The organism is Streptomyces sp. MnatMP-M17, assembly GCF_900091995.1.
GTDB lineage: Bacteria > Actinomycetota > Actinomycetes > Streptomycetales > Streptomycetaceae > Streptomyces.
In genome coordinates, this window is record NZ_FMDK01000388.1 from 1 (window position 1) to 16484 (window position 16484).

Below are 16484 nucleotides of genomic sequence, written 5' to 3' on the forward strand. Positions count from 1 at the left end.
CTGGAGGCCGCGGGGCACGGCGAGCGGCTCGCACCCCGTACGGGACACGGCGTCGGACTCGAAATCGACGAGGACCCGCAGCTCGCCCCCGCTGCCATGGGTAAACTGGACGCTTGTGTGCCGGTCACCGTCGGACCGGGGGTCCACCTCCCGGGCCGGGGCGGTGTCCGGATCGATGACACGCTCGTCGTCCGCCCCGAGGCGGACGGCGGACCCGAGCTACTCACCATCACGACCAAGGAACTGCTCGCGCTCTAGTGCCCAGGCACCGCGCACACCCTCGGTCGTCCACCAGCTTTCAGTCCAGGAGATTCCGCAACCGTGGCTTCCACGAACGACCTCAAGAACGGCCTGGTGCTCAAGCTCGACGGGGGCCAGCTCTGGTCCGTCGTCGAGTTCCAGCACGTCAAGCCCGGCAAGGGCCCGGCCTTCGTGCGCACCAAGCTGAAGAACGTGCTCTCCGGCAAGGTCGTCGACAAGACCTTCAACGCCGGCGTGAAGGTCGAGACGGCCACCGTTGACCGCCGCGACATGCAGTTCTCGTACATGGACGGCGAGTACTTCGTCTTCATGGACATGGAGACCTACGACCAGCTCATGGTCGACCGCAAGGCCGTCGGCGACGCCGCCAACTTCCTGCTGGAGGGCTTCACCGCGAGCGTCGCCACGCACGAGGGCGAGGTGCTCTATGTCGAGCTGCCCGCCGCCGTCGAGCTGACCATCCAGCACACCGACCCGGGCGTCCAGGGCGACCGCTCCACCGGCGGCACCAAGCCGGCCACGCTGGAGACCGGTTATGAGATCGGCGTTCCGCTCTTCATCACCACGGGTGAGAAGATCAAGGTCGACACCCGCTCCGGCGAGTACCTCGGCCGGGTGAACAGCTAACCGTGGCTGCCCGGAGCAACGCCCGTAAGCGCGCTTTCCAGATTCTTTTCGAGGCCGACCAGCGCGGGGCGTCCGTGCAGACGGTTCTCGCCGACTGGATACGGCATGCCCGGACCGACGACCGTCAGCCGCCGGTCGGTGAGTACACCATGGAGCTGGTCGAGGGGTACGCGGAGCACGCGGACCGTATCGACGACCTCATCTCCACCTACTCGGTGGGCTGGACGCTGGACCGGATGCCGGTCGTGGACCGGAACATCGTGCGGCTCGGCGCCTATGAGCTGGTGTGGGTGGACGGCACCCCGGACGCGGTCGTGATCGACGAGGCGGTCCAGCTCGCCAAGGAGTTCTCCACCGACGACTCCCCGTCCTTTGTGAACGGGCTGCTCGGCCGCTTCAAGGACCTCAAACCGAGCCTGCGCCGCGCCTGAGGCACCGGGAGGGCAGGTACCTGCCCTCAATGCCGGACGGGCGCCGAACGGGCGCCGTGCTGTGTCCTCAAGCGCCGGCCGGGCTCAGGCCCGTCCGGCGCTTGAGGGTACGGCTGCGCCGGGCGTGCCGGACGCGCCGGGGGACGGTCCCGCGGGCAATACGGGACCGTCCCCCGGAGGTGACGTTTCTGCTGTTATATCGGCTGTTATGCCGGATTCGGTCAGCCCTCTTCGTGGGCCACCGCGCGGCGGGCGTCCGCGTCGAGAACGCCCCAGCTGATGAGCTGTTCGGTCAGGACCGACGGCGACTGGTCGTAGATCACGGCCAGCGTGCGCAGATCGTCCTGGCGGATCGACAGCACCTTGCCGTTGTAGTCACCGCGCTGGCTCTGGATCGTCGCCGCGTACCGCTGGAGCGGGCCCGCCTTCTCCTGCGGCACATGGGCCAGCCGCTCCAGGTCGAGGACGAGCTTCGGCGGCGGCTCGGCGGCTCCGCCGGGCGTCGTGCCAGGAAGCAGTTCCTGCACGGGGACCCCGTAGAAATCCGCCAGCTCGGCGAGGCGCTGCACCGTCACGGCACGGTCGCCACGCTCGTACGAACCGACCACCACTGCCTTCCAGCGGCCCTGGGACTTCTCCTCCACCCCATGGAGCGAGAGGCCCTGCTGGGTGCGGATGGCGCGGAGTTTGGCCCCGAGCTGCTTTGCGTATTCGCTGGACATATAGCTCCCCGGACGAAGTCTGGTAACTCACTGTGAGGTTACGCAGCGTTACTTGGATGCGTCAAGCCGAGGGATCCCCGACCGGCTTCCCGCAAGGCTTTCCGCCGCTTCCTGACTGCCTTCCGAGGGGGTGCCACCAGGTGTTCGACGGACGGCCTGCTAGCCTGAGTGGCGTAAATCCGACGTCCTTTAAAGTCCGTCCCGTGAGGCGGAGAAGGAGGTCTGTTCCGCCATGGTTCCTATGGACACAGACACGACAGACTCCTCGGCCGACAGCTCCGGTGCCGCGCGCCCCGTGCTGGAAGCCCCCGACATCGCGCGGGCCCTGACCCGTATCGCCCACGAGATCGTCGAACGCGCCAAGGGCGCCGACGACGTGGTGCTGCTCGGCATTCCGACCCGCGGTGTCTTCCTGGCCCGACGGCTGGCCGACAAGCTCGCGGAGATCACGGGACGCTCGATCCCGGTCGGCTCCCTCGACATCACCATGTACCGCGACGATCTGCGGCTGCGTCCCGCTCGTGCGCTGGCCCGCACCGACATTCCCGCCGACGGCGTCGACGGACGTCTCGTGGTCCTCGTGGACGATGTGCTCTTCTCCGGCCGGACCATCCGCGCCGCCCTCGACGCCCTCGGCGACATCGGCCGGCCCCGGGCCGTCCAGCTCGCCGTCCTGGTCGACCGCGGCCATCGCGAGCTGCCGATCCGCGCCGACTACGTCGGCAAGAACATCCCCACCTCGCTGCGGGAGACGGTCAAGGTCCAGCTCGCCGAGGAGGACGGCCGCGACACCGTGCTGCTCGGCCTCCAGCGGCCTGTCGCGTCCGGCGAGCAGTAGCACCTGCCTCCGTACGTCCTGATCCCCGTACGGACGCCTCCGGGCGCCCGCATGCCCGCACACCCAGACACCGGAGCACTCTCCCGATGCTGCGCCTCCCAGGGGCAAACCCCCGCACACCCGGCCATCTCATCTCGGCGGCCGATCTCAGCCGTGACGACGCCGTGCTGATCCTCGACACCGCGGAAGAGATGGCCCGGGTCGCCGACCGGCCCATCAAGAAACTGCCGACGCTGCGCGGCCGTACCGTCGTGAATCTCTTCTTCGAGGACTCCACCCGCACCCGGATCTCCTTCGAGGCCGCCGCCAAGCGGCTGTCGGCAGACGTCATCAACTTCTCCGCCAAGGGCTCGTCCGTCTCCAAGGGCGAGTCGCTCAAGGACACCGCGCTGACGCTGGAGGCGATGGGCGCCGACGCCGTCGTCATCCGGCATCCCGCGTCCGGTGCTCCGTACCGGCTCGCCACCTCCGGCTGGATCGACGGCGCGGTCGTCAACGCGGGCGACGGCACCCATGAGCACCCCACACAGGCGCTGCTCGACGCCTTCACGCTGCGCCGCCGGCTGGTCGGCGGCGACCAGGGCATAGGGCGCGGCCTCGACGGGCGGCGGGTCACCATCGTCGGCGATGTGCTGCACAGCCGTGTCGCCCGCTCGAACATCCTGCTGCTGCACACACTCGGCGCCCAGGTCACGGTGGTCGCTCCGCCCACGCTCGTACCGATCGGTGTCGAGCACTGGCCGTGCGAGGTGTCGTACGACCTGGACCGGGTGCTGCCCGCGTCCGACGCCGTGATGATGCTGCGGGTGCAGCGCGAGCGGATGAACGCCGCGTTCTTCCCGACCGAGCGCGAGTACTCCCGCCGCTACGGACTGGACGGCGACCGGATGAGCCGGATGCCCGAGGACTCCGTCGTGATGCATCCCGGCCCGATGAACCGCGGTATGGAGATCACCGCGGAGGTCGCCGACTCCGGCCGCTGCACGGCTGTCGAGCAGGTGGCCAACGGTGTCTCGATCCGGATGGCCGTGCTCTATCTGCTGCTGGGCGGCAACGAGCCCGCCGTCACCCATTCCCGCCCGTAACGAGGAGAACGAGTAACCATGAGCAAGATCCTTATCCGGGGCGCGCGGGTGCTCGGCGGTGAGCCGCAGGACGTGCTGATCGACGGTGAGACCATCGCGGCGACGGCCCCGGGACTGGACGCGGGCGACGCGACGGTCGTGGCGGCCGAGGGACGCGTGCTGCTGCCCGGTCTGGTCGATCTGCACACCCATCTGCGGGAGCCGGGCCGCGAGGACTCCGAGACCGTGCTGACGGGCACCCGTGCCGCCGCCGTCGGCGGCTTCACCGCCGTCCACGCCATGGCCAACACCTTTCCCGTGGCCGACACCGCCGGTGTGGTCGAGCAGGTCTGGCGGCTGGGCCGGGAGCACGGCTACTGCGATGTCCAGCCGGTCGGCGCCGTGACCGTCGGACTGGAGGGCAAGCACCTCGCGGAGCTGGGCGCCATGCATGACTCCGCCGCCCAGGTGCGCGTCTTCTCGGACGACGGCAAGTGCGTGGACGACGCCGTGATCATGCGGCGGGCGCTGGAGTATGTGAAGGCGTTCGACGGAGTGATCGCACAGCACGCCCAGGAGCCGCGGCTGACCGAGGGCGCGCAGATGAACGAGGGCGTCGTCTCCGCCGAGCTGGGGCTCGGCGGCTGGCCGGCCGTCGCCGAGGAGTCGATCATCGCCCGCGATGTGCTGCTCGCCGCCCATGTCGGCTCCCGCGTCCATATCTGCCATCTCTCGACGGCCGGATCCGTGGAGCTGGTGCGCTGGGCGAAGTCCAAGGGCTGGAATGTCACGGCCGAGGTGACTCCGCACCATCTCCTGCTCACCGACGAGCTGGTCCGCTCGTACGACCCGGTCTACAAGGTGAATCCGCCGCTGCGGACCGAGGCGGACGTACAGGCGCTGCGCGCGGCGCTCGCGGACGGCACGATCGACTGTGTCGCCACCGACCACGCGCCGCATCCGCACGAGGACAAGGACTGCGAGTGGGCCGCCGCCGCCATGGGCATGGTCGGCCTGGAGACGGCACTGTCGGTGGTCCAGGAGACCATGGTGGAGACCGGGCTGCTGGACTGGGCCGGAGTGGCCGACCGGATGTCGTTCCGCCCGGCCCGTATCGGCCGTCTCACCGGCCACGGCCGTCCCGTCTCGGTGGGCGAGCCCGCCAACCTCACCCTGGTCGATCCGGCATACCGTGGTCCCGTGGACCCGACGGGCTTCGCCTCCCGCAGCCGCAACACCCCGTATCAGGGCCGTGAGCTGCCAGGACGCGTCACCCACACCTTCCTCCGGGGCCGCGCCACGGTCGTCGACGGGAATCTGGCGTGACAAGTGCGATGCTTCACCTCCCTCTGGCCCTTCCGGTCCCTGTGGCCGCCGAGCAGAAGTCGGCGGAGGTGACCGACTGGGCCGCCCGCGCCGGCTGGGTCGTCGGCCTGCTGCTCTTCATCGCGTTCGTGTACTGGCTGATGCGCCAGGGCTGGAAGTGGCGCGGCAGTCTCCAGTCCGGACTGCCCGAGCTGCCCACCGCACCCGATACGCCCGGTACGGCCACTCTCGCGATGACCGGCCGCTACCACGGCTCCACCACCGCCGGACAGTGGCTCGACCGCATCGTGGCCCATGGCCTGGGCGCCCGCAGCCGGGTGGAGCTGACGCTCACCGACGCCGGGCTGGATGTCGTACGGCCCGGCGCGAACGACTTCTTCGTCCCGGCCGCACAGCTCCGCGAGGCACGGCTCGACAAGGGCATCGCGGGCAAGGTTCTCGCCGAGGGCGGGCTGCTGATCGTCACCTGGGAGCACGGCGGCACGCTGATCGACTCGGGCTTCCGCTCCGACCGCTCCGCCGAGCACACCGCCTGGGTCGAGGCCGTCAACGCCCTCACGGCCCTGCCTCAAGGCTCCAGGAACGCCGCCACGGACACCATGCACGTCACGACGGAAGGCCCCGCACGATGACCACCTCCGCCCGGGGAACCGCCCGCGCCCAGGCGTCCGACGCCGTACTCGTCCTGGAGGACGGCCGCAGCTTCCGCGGCCGTGCCTATGGGGCCGTGGGGGAGACGTTCGGCGAGGCGGTGTTCTCCACCGGTATGACCGGCTACCAGGAGACGCTGACCGATCCGTCGTACCACCGCCAGGTCGTCGTGATGACCGCGCCGCACGTCGGCAACACCGGAGTCAACGACGAGGACCCGGAGTCGAAGCGGATCTGGGTCGCCGGCTATGTCGTACGCGATCCGGCGCGCACGCCGTCCAACTGGCGCTCACGGCGCTCGCTCGACGAGGAACTTCTCGCCCAGGGCGTCGTCGGCATCAGCGGTATCGACACGCGCGCGCTCACCCGCCATCTGCGCGAGCGCGGCGCGATGCGCGTCGGGATCTTCTCCGGCGAGGCGCTCGCGGACGAGACGGCACTGCTCGCGCGCGTCCAGGCGGTGCCCGGGATGTCGGGCGCCGATCTGTCCGCCGAGGTCGCCACCGGGCGTCCTTACGTGGTGCCCGCCATAGGCCCGAAGCGGTTCACCGTCGCCGCGCTGGACCTCGGCATCAAGGGCATGACTCCGCGCCGGATGGCCGAGCGCGGTATCGAGGTGCATGTCCTGCCGGCCACGGCCACGCTGGACGAGGTGTACGCGACCGGCCCTGACGGCGTCTTCCTCTCCAACGGTCCCGGCGACCCGGCCACCGCCGATCTCACCGTCGTCAAGGGCGTCCTGGAGCGCGGCACTCCGCTCTTCGGCATCTGCTTCGGCAACCAGCTCCTCGGCCGAGCGCTCGGCTTCGGCACGTACAAGCTGAAGTACGGCCACCGCGGCATCAACCAGCCCGTACAGGACCGGACCACCGGGAAGGTCGAGATCACCGCGCACAACCACGGATTCGCCGTGGACGCTCCGCTCGACCGGATCTCGGAGACTCCCTACGGCCGCGCCGAGGTCTCCCACGTCTGTCTCAACGACAGCGTGGTCGAGGGCCTGCGGCTGCTCGACCGGCCGGTCTTCAGCGTCCAGTACCACCCCGAAGCGGCTGCGGGCCCGCACGACGCCGCGTATCTCTTCGACCGCTTCGTATCCCTGATGGAGGACCAGCGTGCCTAAGCGCACCGATATCCAGTCCGTCCTGGTCATCGGTTCAGGACCGATCGTCATCGGCCAGGCCGCTGAGTTCGACTACTCCGGTACCCAGGCCTGCCGTGTCCTCAAGGCCGAGGGCCTGCGCGTCATCCTGGTCAACTCCAATCCCGCCACGATCATGACGGACCCGGAGATCGCCGACGCCACCTATGTCGAACCGATCACACCGGACTACGTCGAGAAGATCATCGCCAAGGAGCGCCCCGACGCGCTGCTGCCCACCCTGGGCGGCCAGACCGCGCTCAACACCGCGATCTCCCTCCATGACGCGGGCACGCTCGACAAGTACGGAGTCGAGCTGATCGGCGCCAATGTCGAGGCGATCAACAAGGGCGAGGACCGCGATCTCTTCAAGGAGGTCGTCGCGGCCGTCCACGCCAAGATCGGCCACGGCGAGTCCGCGCGCTCGGTCATCTGCCACTCCATGGACGAGGTGCTGGCCGGAGTCGGCACACTCGGCGGCTATCCCGTCGTCGTCCGCCCTTCCTTCACCATGGGCGGCGCGGGCTCCGGCTTCGCGCACGACGAAGGCGAGCTGCGGCGGATCGCCGGACAGGGCCTGATGCTCTCGCCGACCACCGAGGTGCTCCTGGAGGAGTCCATCCTCGGCTGGAAGGAGTACGAGCTGGAGCTGATGCGCGACAAGAACGACAATGTCGTGGTCGTGTGCTCCATCGAGAACTTCGACCCGATGGGCGTGCACACGGGCGACTCGATCACCGTCGCGCCCGCGATGACGCTCACCGACCGTGAGTACCAGATCCTGCGGGACATCGGTATCGCCGTGATCCGCGAGGTCGGTGTGGACACCGGCGGCTGCAACATCCAGTTCGCGGTCAATCCGGAGGACGGCCGGATCATCGTCATCGAGATGAATCCGCGGGTCTCCCGCTCCTCCGCGCTCGCCTCCAAGGCCACCGGCTTCCCGATCGCGAAGATCGCCGCCCGGCTGGCCGTCGGCTACACGCTGGACGAGATTCCCAACGACATCACCGAGAAGACACCGGCGTCCTTCGAGCCGACGCTCGACTATGTGGTCGTCAAGGTGCCGCGCTTCGCCTTCGAGAAGTTCCCGGCGGCCGACGCCAGCCTCACCACCACCATGAAGTCGGTCGGCGAGGCCATGGCCATCGGCCGTAACTTCACCGAGGCGCTCCAGAAGGCGCTGCGCTCGCTGGAGAAGGCCGGCAGCCAGTTCTCCTTCACCGAGGACGCCGGCATCGCGGGGCCGGGCGCCAAGGACGCGCTGCTGGAGACCGCGAAGGTGCCCACCGACGGCCGTATCAACACCGTCATGCGGGCCATCCGTGCCGGCGCCAGCCAGGAGGAGGTCTTGGAGGCGACGAAGATCGATCCGTGGTTCGTCGACCAGCTCTTCCTGATCAAGGAGTACGCCGACGAGCTGGCCGGCGCCGCGAGGCTCTCGCCCGGACTGCTCGCCGAGGCCAAGCGGCACGGCTTCTCCGACGCCCAGATCGCCGGGATCCGCGGTCTGCGCGAGGATGTGGTCCGCGAGGTCAGGCACGCCCTCGGAGTGCGCCCGGTCTACAAGACGGTGGACACCTGTGCCGCCGAGTTCGCCGCGAAGACGCCGTATTTCTACTCCTCCTACGACGAGGAGAGCGAGGTCGCGCCGCGCGAGAAGCCCGCCGTGATCATCCTCGGCTCGGGGCCCAACCGGATCGGCCAGGGCATCGAGTTCGACTACTCCTGTGTCCATGCCTCCTTCGCGCTCAGCGACGCGGGCTACGAGACCGTGATGGTCAACTGCAACCCGGAGACCGTCTCCACCGACTACGACACCTCCGACCGGCTCTACTTCGAGCCGCTCACCCTGGAGGACGTCCTGGAGATCGTGCACGCCGAGTCGCAGGCCGGCCCGATCGCGGGCGTCATCGTGCAGCTCGGCGGCCAGACACCGCTCGGTCTCGCCCAGGCGCTCAAGGACAACGGCGTACCGGTCGTCGGCACGCCTCCCGAGGCGATCCACGCCGCCGAGGACCGCGGTGCCTTCGGCCGTGTCCTCGCCGAGGCCGGACTGCCCGCGCCCAAGCACGGCACCGCCACCACCTTCGCCGAGGCCAAGGCCATCGCCGACGAGATCGGCTATCCGGTCCTCGTACGGCCCTCGTACGTCCTCGGCGGGCGCGGCATGGAGATCGTGTACGACGAGACCAGGCTCTCCTCGTACATCGCCGAGTCCACCGAGATCAGTCCCACCCGGCCGGTCCTCGTGGACCGGTTCCTCGACGACGCCATCGAGATCGACGTGGACGCGCTCTACGACGGCACGGAGCTGTATCTCGGCGGAGTGATGGAGCACATCGAGGAGGCCGGTATCCACTCCGGCGACTCGGCGTGCGCCCTGCCGCCGATCACCCTGGGCGGCTTCGACATCAAGCGGCTGCGCGCTTCCACGGAGGCCATCGCCAAGGGCGTCGGAGTCCGCGGGCTGATCAATATCCAGTTCGCGATGGCCGGCGACATCCTGTACGTCCTGGAGGCCAACCCGCGCGCCTCCCGTACGGTCCCTTTCACCTCCAAGGCGACCGCCGTACCGCTCGCGAAGGCCGCGGCCCGGATCTCGCTGGGCGCCACCATCGCCGGACTGCGCGCCGAAGGGCTGCTGCCGGCCCATGGCGACGGTGGCACACTGCCGCTCGACGCGCCGATCTCGGTCAAGGAGGCCGTGATGCCGTGGTCGCGCTTCCGCGACATCCACGGGCGCGGAGTGGACACCGTCCTCGGCCCGGAGATGCGCTCCACCGGCGAGGTCATGGGCATCGACTCGGCCTTCGGCACGGCATACGCCAAGTCGCAGGCGGGCGCGTACGGGCCGCTGCCCACCAAGGGCCGCGCCTTCATCTCCGTCGCCAACCGGGACAAGCGCTCGATGATCTTCCCGGCGCGTGAGCTGGTCGCCCACGGCTTCGAACTGCTCGCCACCTCCGGCACCGCCGAAGTGCTCAGGCGCAACGGGATCAACGCGGTCGTGGTGCGCAAGCAGAGCGAGGGCGAGGGCCCGGACGGCGAGAAGACCGTCGTCCAGCTCATCCACGACGGAGAAGTCGACCTCATCGTCAACACGCCGTACGGCACCGGTGGCCGCCTCGACGGCTACGACATCCGTACCGCGGCGGTGGCGCGCGGTGTCCCGTGCCTCACAACGGTCCAGGCACTGGCCGCCGCCGTTCAGGGCATCGACGCCCTCAACCACGGCGAGGTCGGCGTCCGCTCGCTCCAGGAGCACGCGGAGCGGCTGACCGCGGCGCGCGAGGACTAGGCCGGAGGAAGAGCCACTCCATGTCCCACTCCACGTACAGATTCTTCTTCAGGCTGGTCTTCCGGCGGATGGATCCGGAGCGCGCCCACCAGCTCGCCGTCGGCTGGATCCGGCTGGCGGCCCGTGTGCCCGTGCTGCGTACGTTCGTCGCCGCGGCCCTCGCGCCGCGCTTCGAGGAGCTGCGTACCGAGGCGTTCGGACTGCGGATGCACGGTCCCTTCGGACTCGCCGCGGGCTTCGACAAGAACGCGCTGGCCATCGACGGCATGACCATGCTCGGCTTCGACCATGTCGAGATCGGTACGGTCACGGGCGAGCCGCAGCCCGGCAACCCCAGGCAGCGGCTCTTCCGGCTGGTGGCCGACCGCGCCCTGGTCAACCGGATGGGCTTCAACAACGAGGGCTCGGCAGCCGTGGCGGCACGGCTGGCGGACCGCAGGGCGGTCTTCAGGACGACCGTCGGCGTCAACATCGGCAAGACCAAGGTCGTCCCCGAGAGTGAGGCGATCGCCGATTACGTTCTCTCGACGGAGCGGCTGGCGGGCCACGCCGACTATCTCGTGGTCAATGTCAGCTCGCCCAACACTCCGGGACTGCGCAGCCTCCAGGCCGTCGGCCTGCTCCGGCCGCTGCTGACCGCCGTACGGGAGGCGGCCGACCGTACCGTCACCGGCCGCCGGGTCCCGCTGCTGGTCAAGATCGCGCCCGATCTCGCGGACGAGGACATCGACGCCGTGGCCGACCTCGCCGTCGAACTCGGTCTGGACGGGATCATCGCCACCAACACCACCGTGGCGCGCGAGGGACTCGGGCTGAGGTCGGAGCCCGGACTGATCGCGGAGACCGGCGGACTGTCGGGCGCGCCCTTGAAGGCACGCTCGCTGGAGGTGCTGCGCCGACTGTACGCGCGGGTGGGCGACCGGATCACGCTGGTCGGCGTCGGCGGTGTCGAGAACGCCGAGGACGCCTGGCAGCGCATCCTCGCCGGTGCCACGCTGGTCCAGGGCTACAGCGCGTTCATCTACGAGGGCCCGTTCTGGAGCCGCTCCGTGCACAAGGGACTCGCGGCCCAGCTCAGGGTCAGCCCGTACGCCACGCTGGCCGAGGCCGTCGGCGCAGACACCCGGAAGGTGACCGCATGACCGAGGAACTGTCCGGCGAACGGCCCGGCACCGGCGTCGGACCTGACACCGGACCTGACACCGGACCTGACGCCGGACCTGGCTCCGAGGGACACCAGGACGGCCGGGAGCCCTTCGGGGCCCGGCTGCGGCATGCCATGGACACCCGGGGGCAGCTCTGCGTCGGCATCGATCCGCATGGCTCTCTGCTCACGTCCTGGGGCCTCGGTGACGATGTCGCGGGCCTTGAGCGCTTCACCCGTACGACGGTGGAGGCACTCGCCGACCGTGTGGCCGTGCTCAAACCGCAGTCGGCGTTCTTCGAGCGCTTCGGCTCGCGCGGTATCGCCGTACTGGAGAAGGCCGTCGAGGAGGCGCGGGCGGCCGGAGCGCTGGTCCTGATGGACGCCAAGCGCGGTGACATCGGCTCGACGATGGCGGCGTACGCGGCGACCTATCTGGACAAGGACTCGCCGCTCTTCTCGGACGCGGTCACGGTCTCGCCGTACCTCGGCTTCGGATCTCTGCGGCCGGCGCTCGACGCGGCGGCCGTCTCGGGCGCCGGAGTTTTCGTGCTCGCGCTCACCTCCAATCCGGAGGGCGCCGAGGTACAGCGCGCCACCGCCGCCGACGGCCGGTCGGTGGCGCAGCTCATGCTCGACCACATGGCCGCCGAGAACGCGGGCGCGGAACCGCTCGGATCCGTCGGTGCGGTCGTCGGGGCGACGCTCGCGCGGGCGGGCGCGGATCTCGCGATCAACGGTCCGCTTCTCGCTCCCGGCATCGGCGCACAGGGCGCGACTCCGGCCGATCTGCCCGGTTTGTTCGGTGGCGCGGTGGGCAATGTGGTCCCGAGCGTCAGCCGAGGAGTGCTGCGCCACGGTCCGGACATCAGTGCCCTTCGGGAGGCCGCGCGGCGGTTCGCGGACGAGGTGCGGACAGCGGTCGGAGAGGTGTGAGGGAGGCATGCGGGAGGCGTGTGGGGAGGCCGGTGGCGCAGTCCATGGAGAAGTCCGTGGAGCGGTCCACCGAAAGGCCCAGCGGGAGCTTGCCCCGTACACATGGATGGCGATCACGGGCTTCTCGCCGGGCCCGCTGTCCAAAAAGTTGGGCAAAATGACCAAAATGTCACCCCTGATCGATGCTGACCAGGACTTTTCGTCTGTTCTCGCTGACTCCAGCGGCCTTGGCCGCTAGTCTCCGTCGAGAGCCAACGTGCAGTACGTTGCCCGTTGCTCGCCTGGTGTGGGGCGAACAGGTTCCTCACCGGTCCGTATCCGACAGTTCGACATCCGAGGTGACGTAGGCGTGGCTCTTCCGCCCCTTACCCCTGAACAGCGCGCAGCCGCGCTCGAAAAGGCCGCCGCGGCTCGCCGGGAGCGGGCCGAGGTCAAGAATCGACTCAAGCACTCCGGCGCCTCTCTCCATGACGTCATCAAGCAGGGCCAGGAGAATGACGTCATCGGGAAGATGAAGGTCTCCGCACTGCTCGAGTCCCTGCCCGGCGTGGGCAAGGTCCGCGCCAAGCAGATCATGGAGCGACTCGGCATCTCCGAGAGCCGGCGTGTCCGAGGTCTCGGCTCCAACCAGATCGCCTCCCTTGAGCGCGAGTTCGGCGGCAGCGGCGCCTGACGTTCCCGGAGACTCCCGGGAACCTGGATAATCGCTGCATGGCAGCAGAGGCACGACCGCGGCTGACCGTGCTCTCCGGCCCTTCCGGGGTCGGCAAGAGCACGGTCGTCGCCCATATGCGCAAGGTCCACCCCGAGGTATGGCTCTCGGTGTCGGCCACCACCAGAAAGCCGCGCCCCGGCGAACGCCACGGCGTCCAGTACTTCTTTGTCACCGACGAGGAGTTCGACAAACTGGTCGCCAATGGTGAACTGCTGGAATGGGCGGAGTTCGCGGGCCATCGCTACGGCACTCCGCGGCAGGCGGTCCTGGACCGGCTGGGATCGGGTGAGCCCGTCCTTCTGGAGATCGATCTCCAGGGCGCCCGGCAGGTCAAGGAATCGCTGCCCGATTCCCGGCTGGTCTTTCTGGCACCGCCGAGCTGGGACGAGCTGGTGCGCCGGCTCACCGGCCGGGGCACCGAATCGCCCGAGGTGATCGAGCGCCGGCTGGCGGTCGCCAAGGTGGAACTGGCCGCCGAGTCGGAGTTCGATACGACCCTGGTCAACACCTCTGTCGAGGACGTCGCACGTGAGCTGCTAGCCTTGATGGCAGTTGCATGATCTTTTGTGGGCTTTTCCCGATGCGGGAATCCCGCCGTCGGCGGCGCCGGTACGGGCCGCCGGTATCTCCCTGAATTTCCCTGCATTTTCTTCGGAAGGCTAGAGAGTGTCCTCTTCCATCACCACGCCCGAGGGCATCATCAACCCGCCGATCGATGAGCTGCTCGAGGCCACGGACTCGAAGTACAGCCTCGTGATCTACGCGGCCAAGCGCGCGCGCCAGATCAACGCGTACTACTCGCAGCTCGGTGAGGGCCTGCTCGAGTACGTCGGCCCGTTGGTGGACACCCATGTCCACGAGAAGCCGCTCTCCATCGCCCTGCGCGAGATCAACGCGGGTCTGCTGACCTCCGAGGCCATCGAGGGCCCCGCTCAGTAGTTCAGTAGCACGTTCGCTTAAGTAGCTTAAGTAGTACCTTCGCACTTCCTCTCGTTTATCCACAGGCCCGGCAGCGGACTGCCGGGCCTGTGGTGTGTCATGTCCTTGGGACGTACGGACGCGGGGACGTACGGACATAGGGACGGCCGGACGTACGAGCGGGTACGAGAAGGCCGAGTCGTCGGGTCGAGGGGAGACACGGTGGAGAAGCCGAAGGTCGTTCTGGGGGTCGCCGGCGGGATCGCGGCGTACAAGGCGTGCGAGCTGCTGCGCAGACTCACCGAGTCCGGCCATGACGTACGGGTCGTGCCGACCGCCTCCGCGCTGCACTTCGTCGGGGCCGCGACATGGTCGGCGCTCTCCGGCCACCCCGTCTCCACCGAGGTCTGGGCCGATGTCCATGAGGTGCCTCACGTACGGATCGGGCAGTCCGCCGATCTGGTCGTCGTCGCTCCGGCCACCGCGGATCTGCTCGCCAAGGCTGCGCACGGTCTCGCCGACGATCTGCTCACCAATACGCTTCTCACCGCCCGCTGCCCGGTCGTCTTCGCACCGGCCATGCACACCGAGATGTGGGAGCACCCGGCCACACGGGAGAATGTCGCGACGCTGCGCCGCCGTGGGGCCGTGGTCATCGAGCCCGCCGTCGGCCGGCTCACCGGTGTCGACACCGGCAAGGGCCGGCTGCCCGATCCCGGTGAGATCTTCGAGCTCTGCCGCCGGGTCCTGGCGCGCGGTGTCCCGGAACCGGATCTGGCGGGCCGCCATGTCGTGGTCAGCGCGGGCGGTACGCGCGAGCCGCTCGACCCGGTGCGCTATCTGGGAAACCGCTCCTCGGGCAAGCAGGGATTCGCCCTGGCCCGTACGGCGGCGGCCCGGGGAGCCCGGGTCACTCTGATCGAGGCCAATACGGGGATGGCGGATCCGGCGGGCGTCGATGTGGTCCATGTCGGGACGGCCGTACAGCTCAGGGAGGCCGTGCTGAAGGCCGCGGCGGAGGCCGACGCGGTGGTCATGGCGGCTGCCGTCGCCGACTTCAGACCGGCCGTGTACGCCGAGGGAAAGATCAAGAAGAAGGACGGCGAGGAGCCGGCGCCGGTCGCCCTGGTGCGCAACCCGGACATCCTCGCGGAGATCTCGGCTGAGCGCGCGCACGAGGAGCAGGTGATCGTCGGTTTCGCGGCGGAGACGGACGATGTGCTCGCCAACGGTCGGCGCAAACTGCTGCGCAAGGGATGTGACCTGCTGGTCGTCAATGAGGTGGGGGAGCGGAAGGCCTTCGGCACGGAGGAGAACGAGGCGGTGGTGCTGGCCGCGGACGGCGGGGAGACTCCGGTGCCCTACGGGCCGAAGGAGGCCCTCGCGGAGGTTGTCTGGGATCTGGTGGTGCCGAGGCTGGGCAGCAGGCCGGGCCCGGCCCCGGAAGGCGAGCCTCGGTAGCCGGGGCCGGCGCCATATGCGGCCGGAGCGGTGGGGAGGCGAATGGTGAGAAACAGGGCGCGAACGGGTCTGGACGGGACGTGAACCGGGGCTCGCGTGAATTCTGTGTTGCGTGTCCTTCGGTCGGCCTCTTCCGCGAGACCGTTTCCTGAGCAGCCGTTCCCGGCACTTGAGAACGGCTCTAATCCGGCGTAGCGGGCTCTGGCCAGGGCCGATCGCCGTATCGCATAATGCAGTGCCGCGGGCGACGGGACTCCCACAGAACGAGACACTTCGCCCCGTGGCGTCATACGACCGATAAAGTGGTCGTGGTCCGTCGCGGGGCTGCAGCCCCCCGCCGGACCGCCAATGATCAGCCAGCAGCCGCTGCAACCTCAGGGAGCGATGTGTCCCGCCGTCTGTTCACCTCGGAGTCCGTGACCGAAGGTCACCCCGACAAGATCGCTGACCAGATCAGCGACACCATTCTTGACGCGCTCCTGCGGGAGGACCCGTCCTCCCGCGTCGCCGTGGAGACCTTGATCACCACCGGTCAGGTCCATGTGGCCGGCGAGGTCACCACCAATGCCTACGCGCCGATCGCCCAGCTCGTGCGGGACAAGATCCTGGAGATCGGTTACGACTCCTCGAAGAAGGGCTTCGACGGTGCCTCCTGTGGCGTCTCGGTGTCCATCGGCGCGCAGTCGCCCGACATCGCCCAGGGTGTCGACACGGCGTACGAGAAGCGTGTCGAGGGCGATGAGGACGAGCTGGACAAGCAGGGCGCGGGCGACCAGGGCCTGATGTTCGGCTATGCCTGCGACGAGACGCCGGAGCTGATGCCGCTCCCGATCCACCTCGCGCACCGGCTCTCGCGCCGTCTCTCCGAGGTCCGCAAGAACGGGACCATCCCGTATCTGCGCCCGGACGGCAAGACCCAGGTCACCATCGAGTACGACGGCGACAAGG

General features: G+C 69.0%; 17 protein-coding genes. 16 read left to right on the plus strand and 1 reads right to left on the minus strand.

Translation table 11 applies throughout. The features are described 5' to 3' along the window. From GA0115259_RS18005 to nusB, 3 genes are all read left to right on the plus strand, one after another. Positions 1-258 (plus strand): M24 family metallopeptidase (locus GA0115259_RS18005; RefSeq protein WP_141716612.1); only part of this gene is annotated, 258 nt, incomplete at its 5' end. 63 nt (positions 259-321) lie between these two features. After that, positions 322-888, plus strand: a complete 567-nt coding sequence (gene efp / locus GA0115259_RS18010; protein WP_046501979.1) for an elongation factor P — start codon at positions 322-324, stop codon at positions 886-888. 2 nt (positions 889-890) lie between these two features. After that, a complete protein-coding gene (gene nusB, locus GA0115259_RS18015; protein ID WP_093597909.1) occupies positions 891-1319 on the plus strand; it encodes a transcription antitermination factor NusB in 429 nt (142 codons plus the stop codon). A 221-nt stretch (positions 1320-1540) separates the two neighbouring features. On the opposite strand, the gene bldD is transcribed toward nusB, so the two are convergent. Continuing rightward, a complete protein-coding gene (gene bldD, locus GA0115259_RS18020) occupies positions 1541-2041 on the minus strand; it encodes a transcriptional regulator BldD (RefSeq protein ID WP_030355502.1) in 501 nt (166 codons plus the stop codon). A 241-nt stretch (positions 2042-2282) separates the two neighbouring features. Here bldD and pyrR point away from each other — a divergent pair, with 241 nt between their 5' ends. The 13 genes from pyrR to GA0115259_RS18085 form a co-directional block, all read left to right on the plus strand. Then, positions 2283-2879 carry a bifunctional pyr operon transcriptional regulator/uracil phosphoribosyltransferase PyrR gene (gene pyrR / locus GA0115259_RS18025; RefSeq protein ID WP_093597912.1) on the plus strand — a complete coding sequence of 199 codons (597 nt, stop codon included), beginning with the start codon at positions 2283-2285 and terminating at the stop codon, positions 2877-2879. Between the two features lie 86 nt (positions 2880-2965). Next, positions 2966-3964 (plus strand): aspartate carbamoyltransferase catalytic subunit, encoded by a 999-nt coding sequence (locus tag GA0115259_RS18030; RefSeq protein WP_093597915.1) that lies wholly within the window; start codon positions 2966-2968, stop codon positions 3962-3964. An 18-nt stretch (positions 3965-3982) separates the two neighbouring features. Continuing rightward, positions 3983-5269, plus strand: coding sequence for a dihydroorotase (locus GA0115259_RS18035; protein ID WP_093597918.1), 1287 nt, complete (start codon positions 3983-3985; stop codon positions 5267-5269). An 8-nt stretch (positions 5270-5277) separates the two neighbouring features. Then, positions 5278-5901, plus strand: coding sequence for a PH-like domain-containing protein (locus GA0115259_RS18040; protein ID WP_093597921.1), 624 nt, complete (start codon positions 5278-5280; stop codon positions 5899-5901). Further along, positions 5898-7043, plus strand: coding sequence for a glutamine-hydrolyzing carbamoyl-phosphate synthase small subunit (gene carA / locus GA0115259_RS18045; RefSeq protein WP_093597925.1), 1146 nt, complete (start codon positions 5898-5900; stop codon positions 7041-7043). The genes GA0115259_RS18040 and carA overlap by 4 nt, the downstream gene beginning before the upstream one ends. After that, positions 7036-10362, plus strand: coding sequence for a carbamoyl-phosphate synthase large subunit (gene carB, locus GA0115259_RS18050; RefSeq protein WP_093597928.1), 3327 nt, complete (start codon positions 7036-7038; stop codon positions 10360-10362). Before carA ends, carB begins: the two co-directional genes overlap by 8 nt. Positions 10363-10382: 20 nt before the next feature. After that, entirely contained in the window at positions 10383-11504 is a 1122-nt protein-coding gene (locus GA0115259_RS18055) for a quinone-dependent dihydroorotate dehydrogenase (RefSeq protein WP_093597931.1), read from the plus strand. Beyond that, positions 11501-12442 carry an orotidine-5'-phosphate decarboxylase gene (pyrF, locus tag GA0115259_RS18060; protein WP_256098035.1) on the plus strand — a complete coding sequence of 314 codons (942 nt, stop codon included), beginning with the start codon at positions 11501-11503 and terminating at the stop codon, positions 12440-12442. Before GA0115259_RS18055 ends, pyrF begins: the two co-directional genes overlap by 4 nt. Positions 12443-12791: 349 nt before the next feature. Continuing rightward, the gene (locus GA0115259_RS18065; RefSeq protein WP_066954827.1) at positions 12792-13115 is read left to right on the plus strand and encodes an integration host factor; all 324 of its coding nucleotides are present in this window, start codon (positions 12792-12794) and stop codon (positions 13113-13115) included. Positions 13116-13153: 38 nt separating this feature from the next. Further along, positions 13154-13717 (plus strand): guanylate kinase, encoded by a 564-nt coding sequence (gmk, locus tag GA0115259_RS18070; protein WP_093597934.1) that lies wholly within the window; start codon positions 13154-13156, stop codon positions 13715-13717. A 106-nt stretch (positions 13718-13823) separates the two neighbouring features. Then, a complete protein-coding gene (rpoZ, locus tag GA0115259_RS18075; protein WP_003970369.1) occupies positions 13824-14096 on the plus strand; it encodes a DNA-directed RNA polymerase subunit omega in 273 nt (90 codons plus the stop codon). 201 nt (positions 14097-14297) lie between these two features. Continuing rightward, positions 14298-15536, plus strand: coding sequence for a bifunctional phosphopantothenoylcysteine decarboxylase/phosphopantothenate--cysteine ligase CoaBC (gene coaBC, locus GA0115259_RS18080; RefSeq protein WP_093597937.1), 1239 nt, complete (start codon positions 14298-14300; stop codon positions 15534-15536). 386 nt (positions 15537-15922) lie between these two features. Then, a partial coding sequence (locus GA0115259_RS18085; protein ID WP_305129499.1) for an S-adenosylmethionine synthetase N-terminal domain-containing protein occupies positions 15923-16484 on the plus strand: 562 nt, incomplete at its 3' end.

Bases quoted from the DNA above. Each gene is read 5' to 3' on its own strand.
- pyrR (WP_093597912.1), top strand. From the start codon at position 2,283: ATGGACACAGACACGACAGACTCCTCGGCCGACAGCTCCGGTGCCGCG.
- GA0115259_RS18055 (WP_093597931.1), top strand. From the start codon at position 10,383: ATGTCCCACTCCACGTACAGATTCTTCTTCAGGCTGGTCTTCCGGCGG.
- pyrF (WP_256098035.1), top strand. From the start codon at position 11,501: ATGACCGAGGAACTGTCCGGCGAACGGCCCGGCACCGGCGTCGGACCT.
- GA0115259_RS18040 (WP_093597921.1), top strand. From the start codon at position 5,278: ATGCTTCACCTCCCTCTGGCCCTTCCGGTCCCTGTGGCCGCCGAGCAG.
- GA0115259_RS18035 (WP_093597918.1), top strand. From the start codon at position 3,983: ATGAGCAAGATCCTTATCCGGGGCGCGCGGGTGCTCGGCGGTGAGCCG.
- GA0115259_RS18030 (WP_093597915.1), top strand. From the start codon at position 2,966: ATGCTGCGCCTCCCAGGGGCAAACCCCCGCACACCCGGCCATCTCATC.
- gmk (WP_093597934.1), top strand. From the start codon at position 13,154: ATGGCAGCAGAGGCACGACCGCGGCTGACCGTGCTCTCCGGCCCTTCC.
- carA (WP_093597925.1), top strand. From the start codon at position 5,898: ATGACCACCTCCGCCCGGGGAACCGCCCGCGCCCAGGCGTCCGACGCC.
- bldD (WP_030355502.1), bottom strand. From the start codon at position 2,041: ATGTCCAGCGAATACGCAAAGCAGCTCGGGGCCAAACTCCGCGCCATC.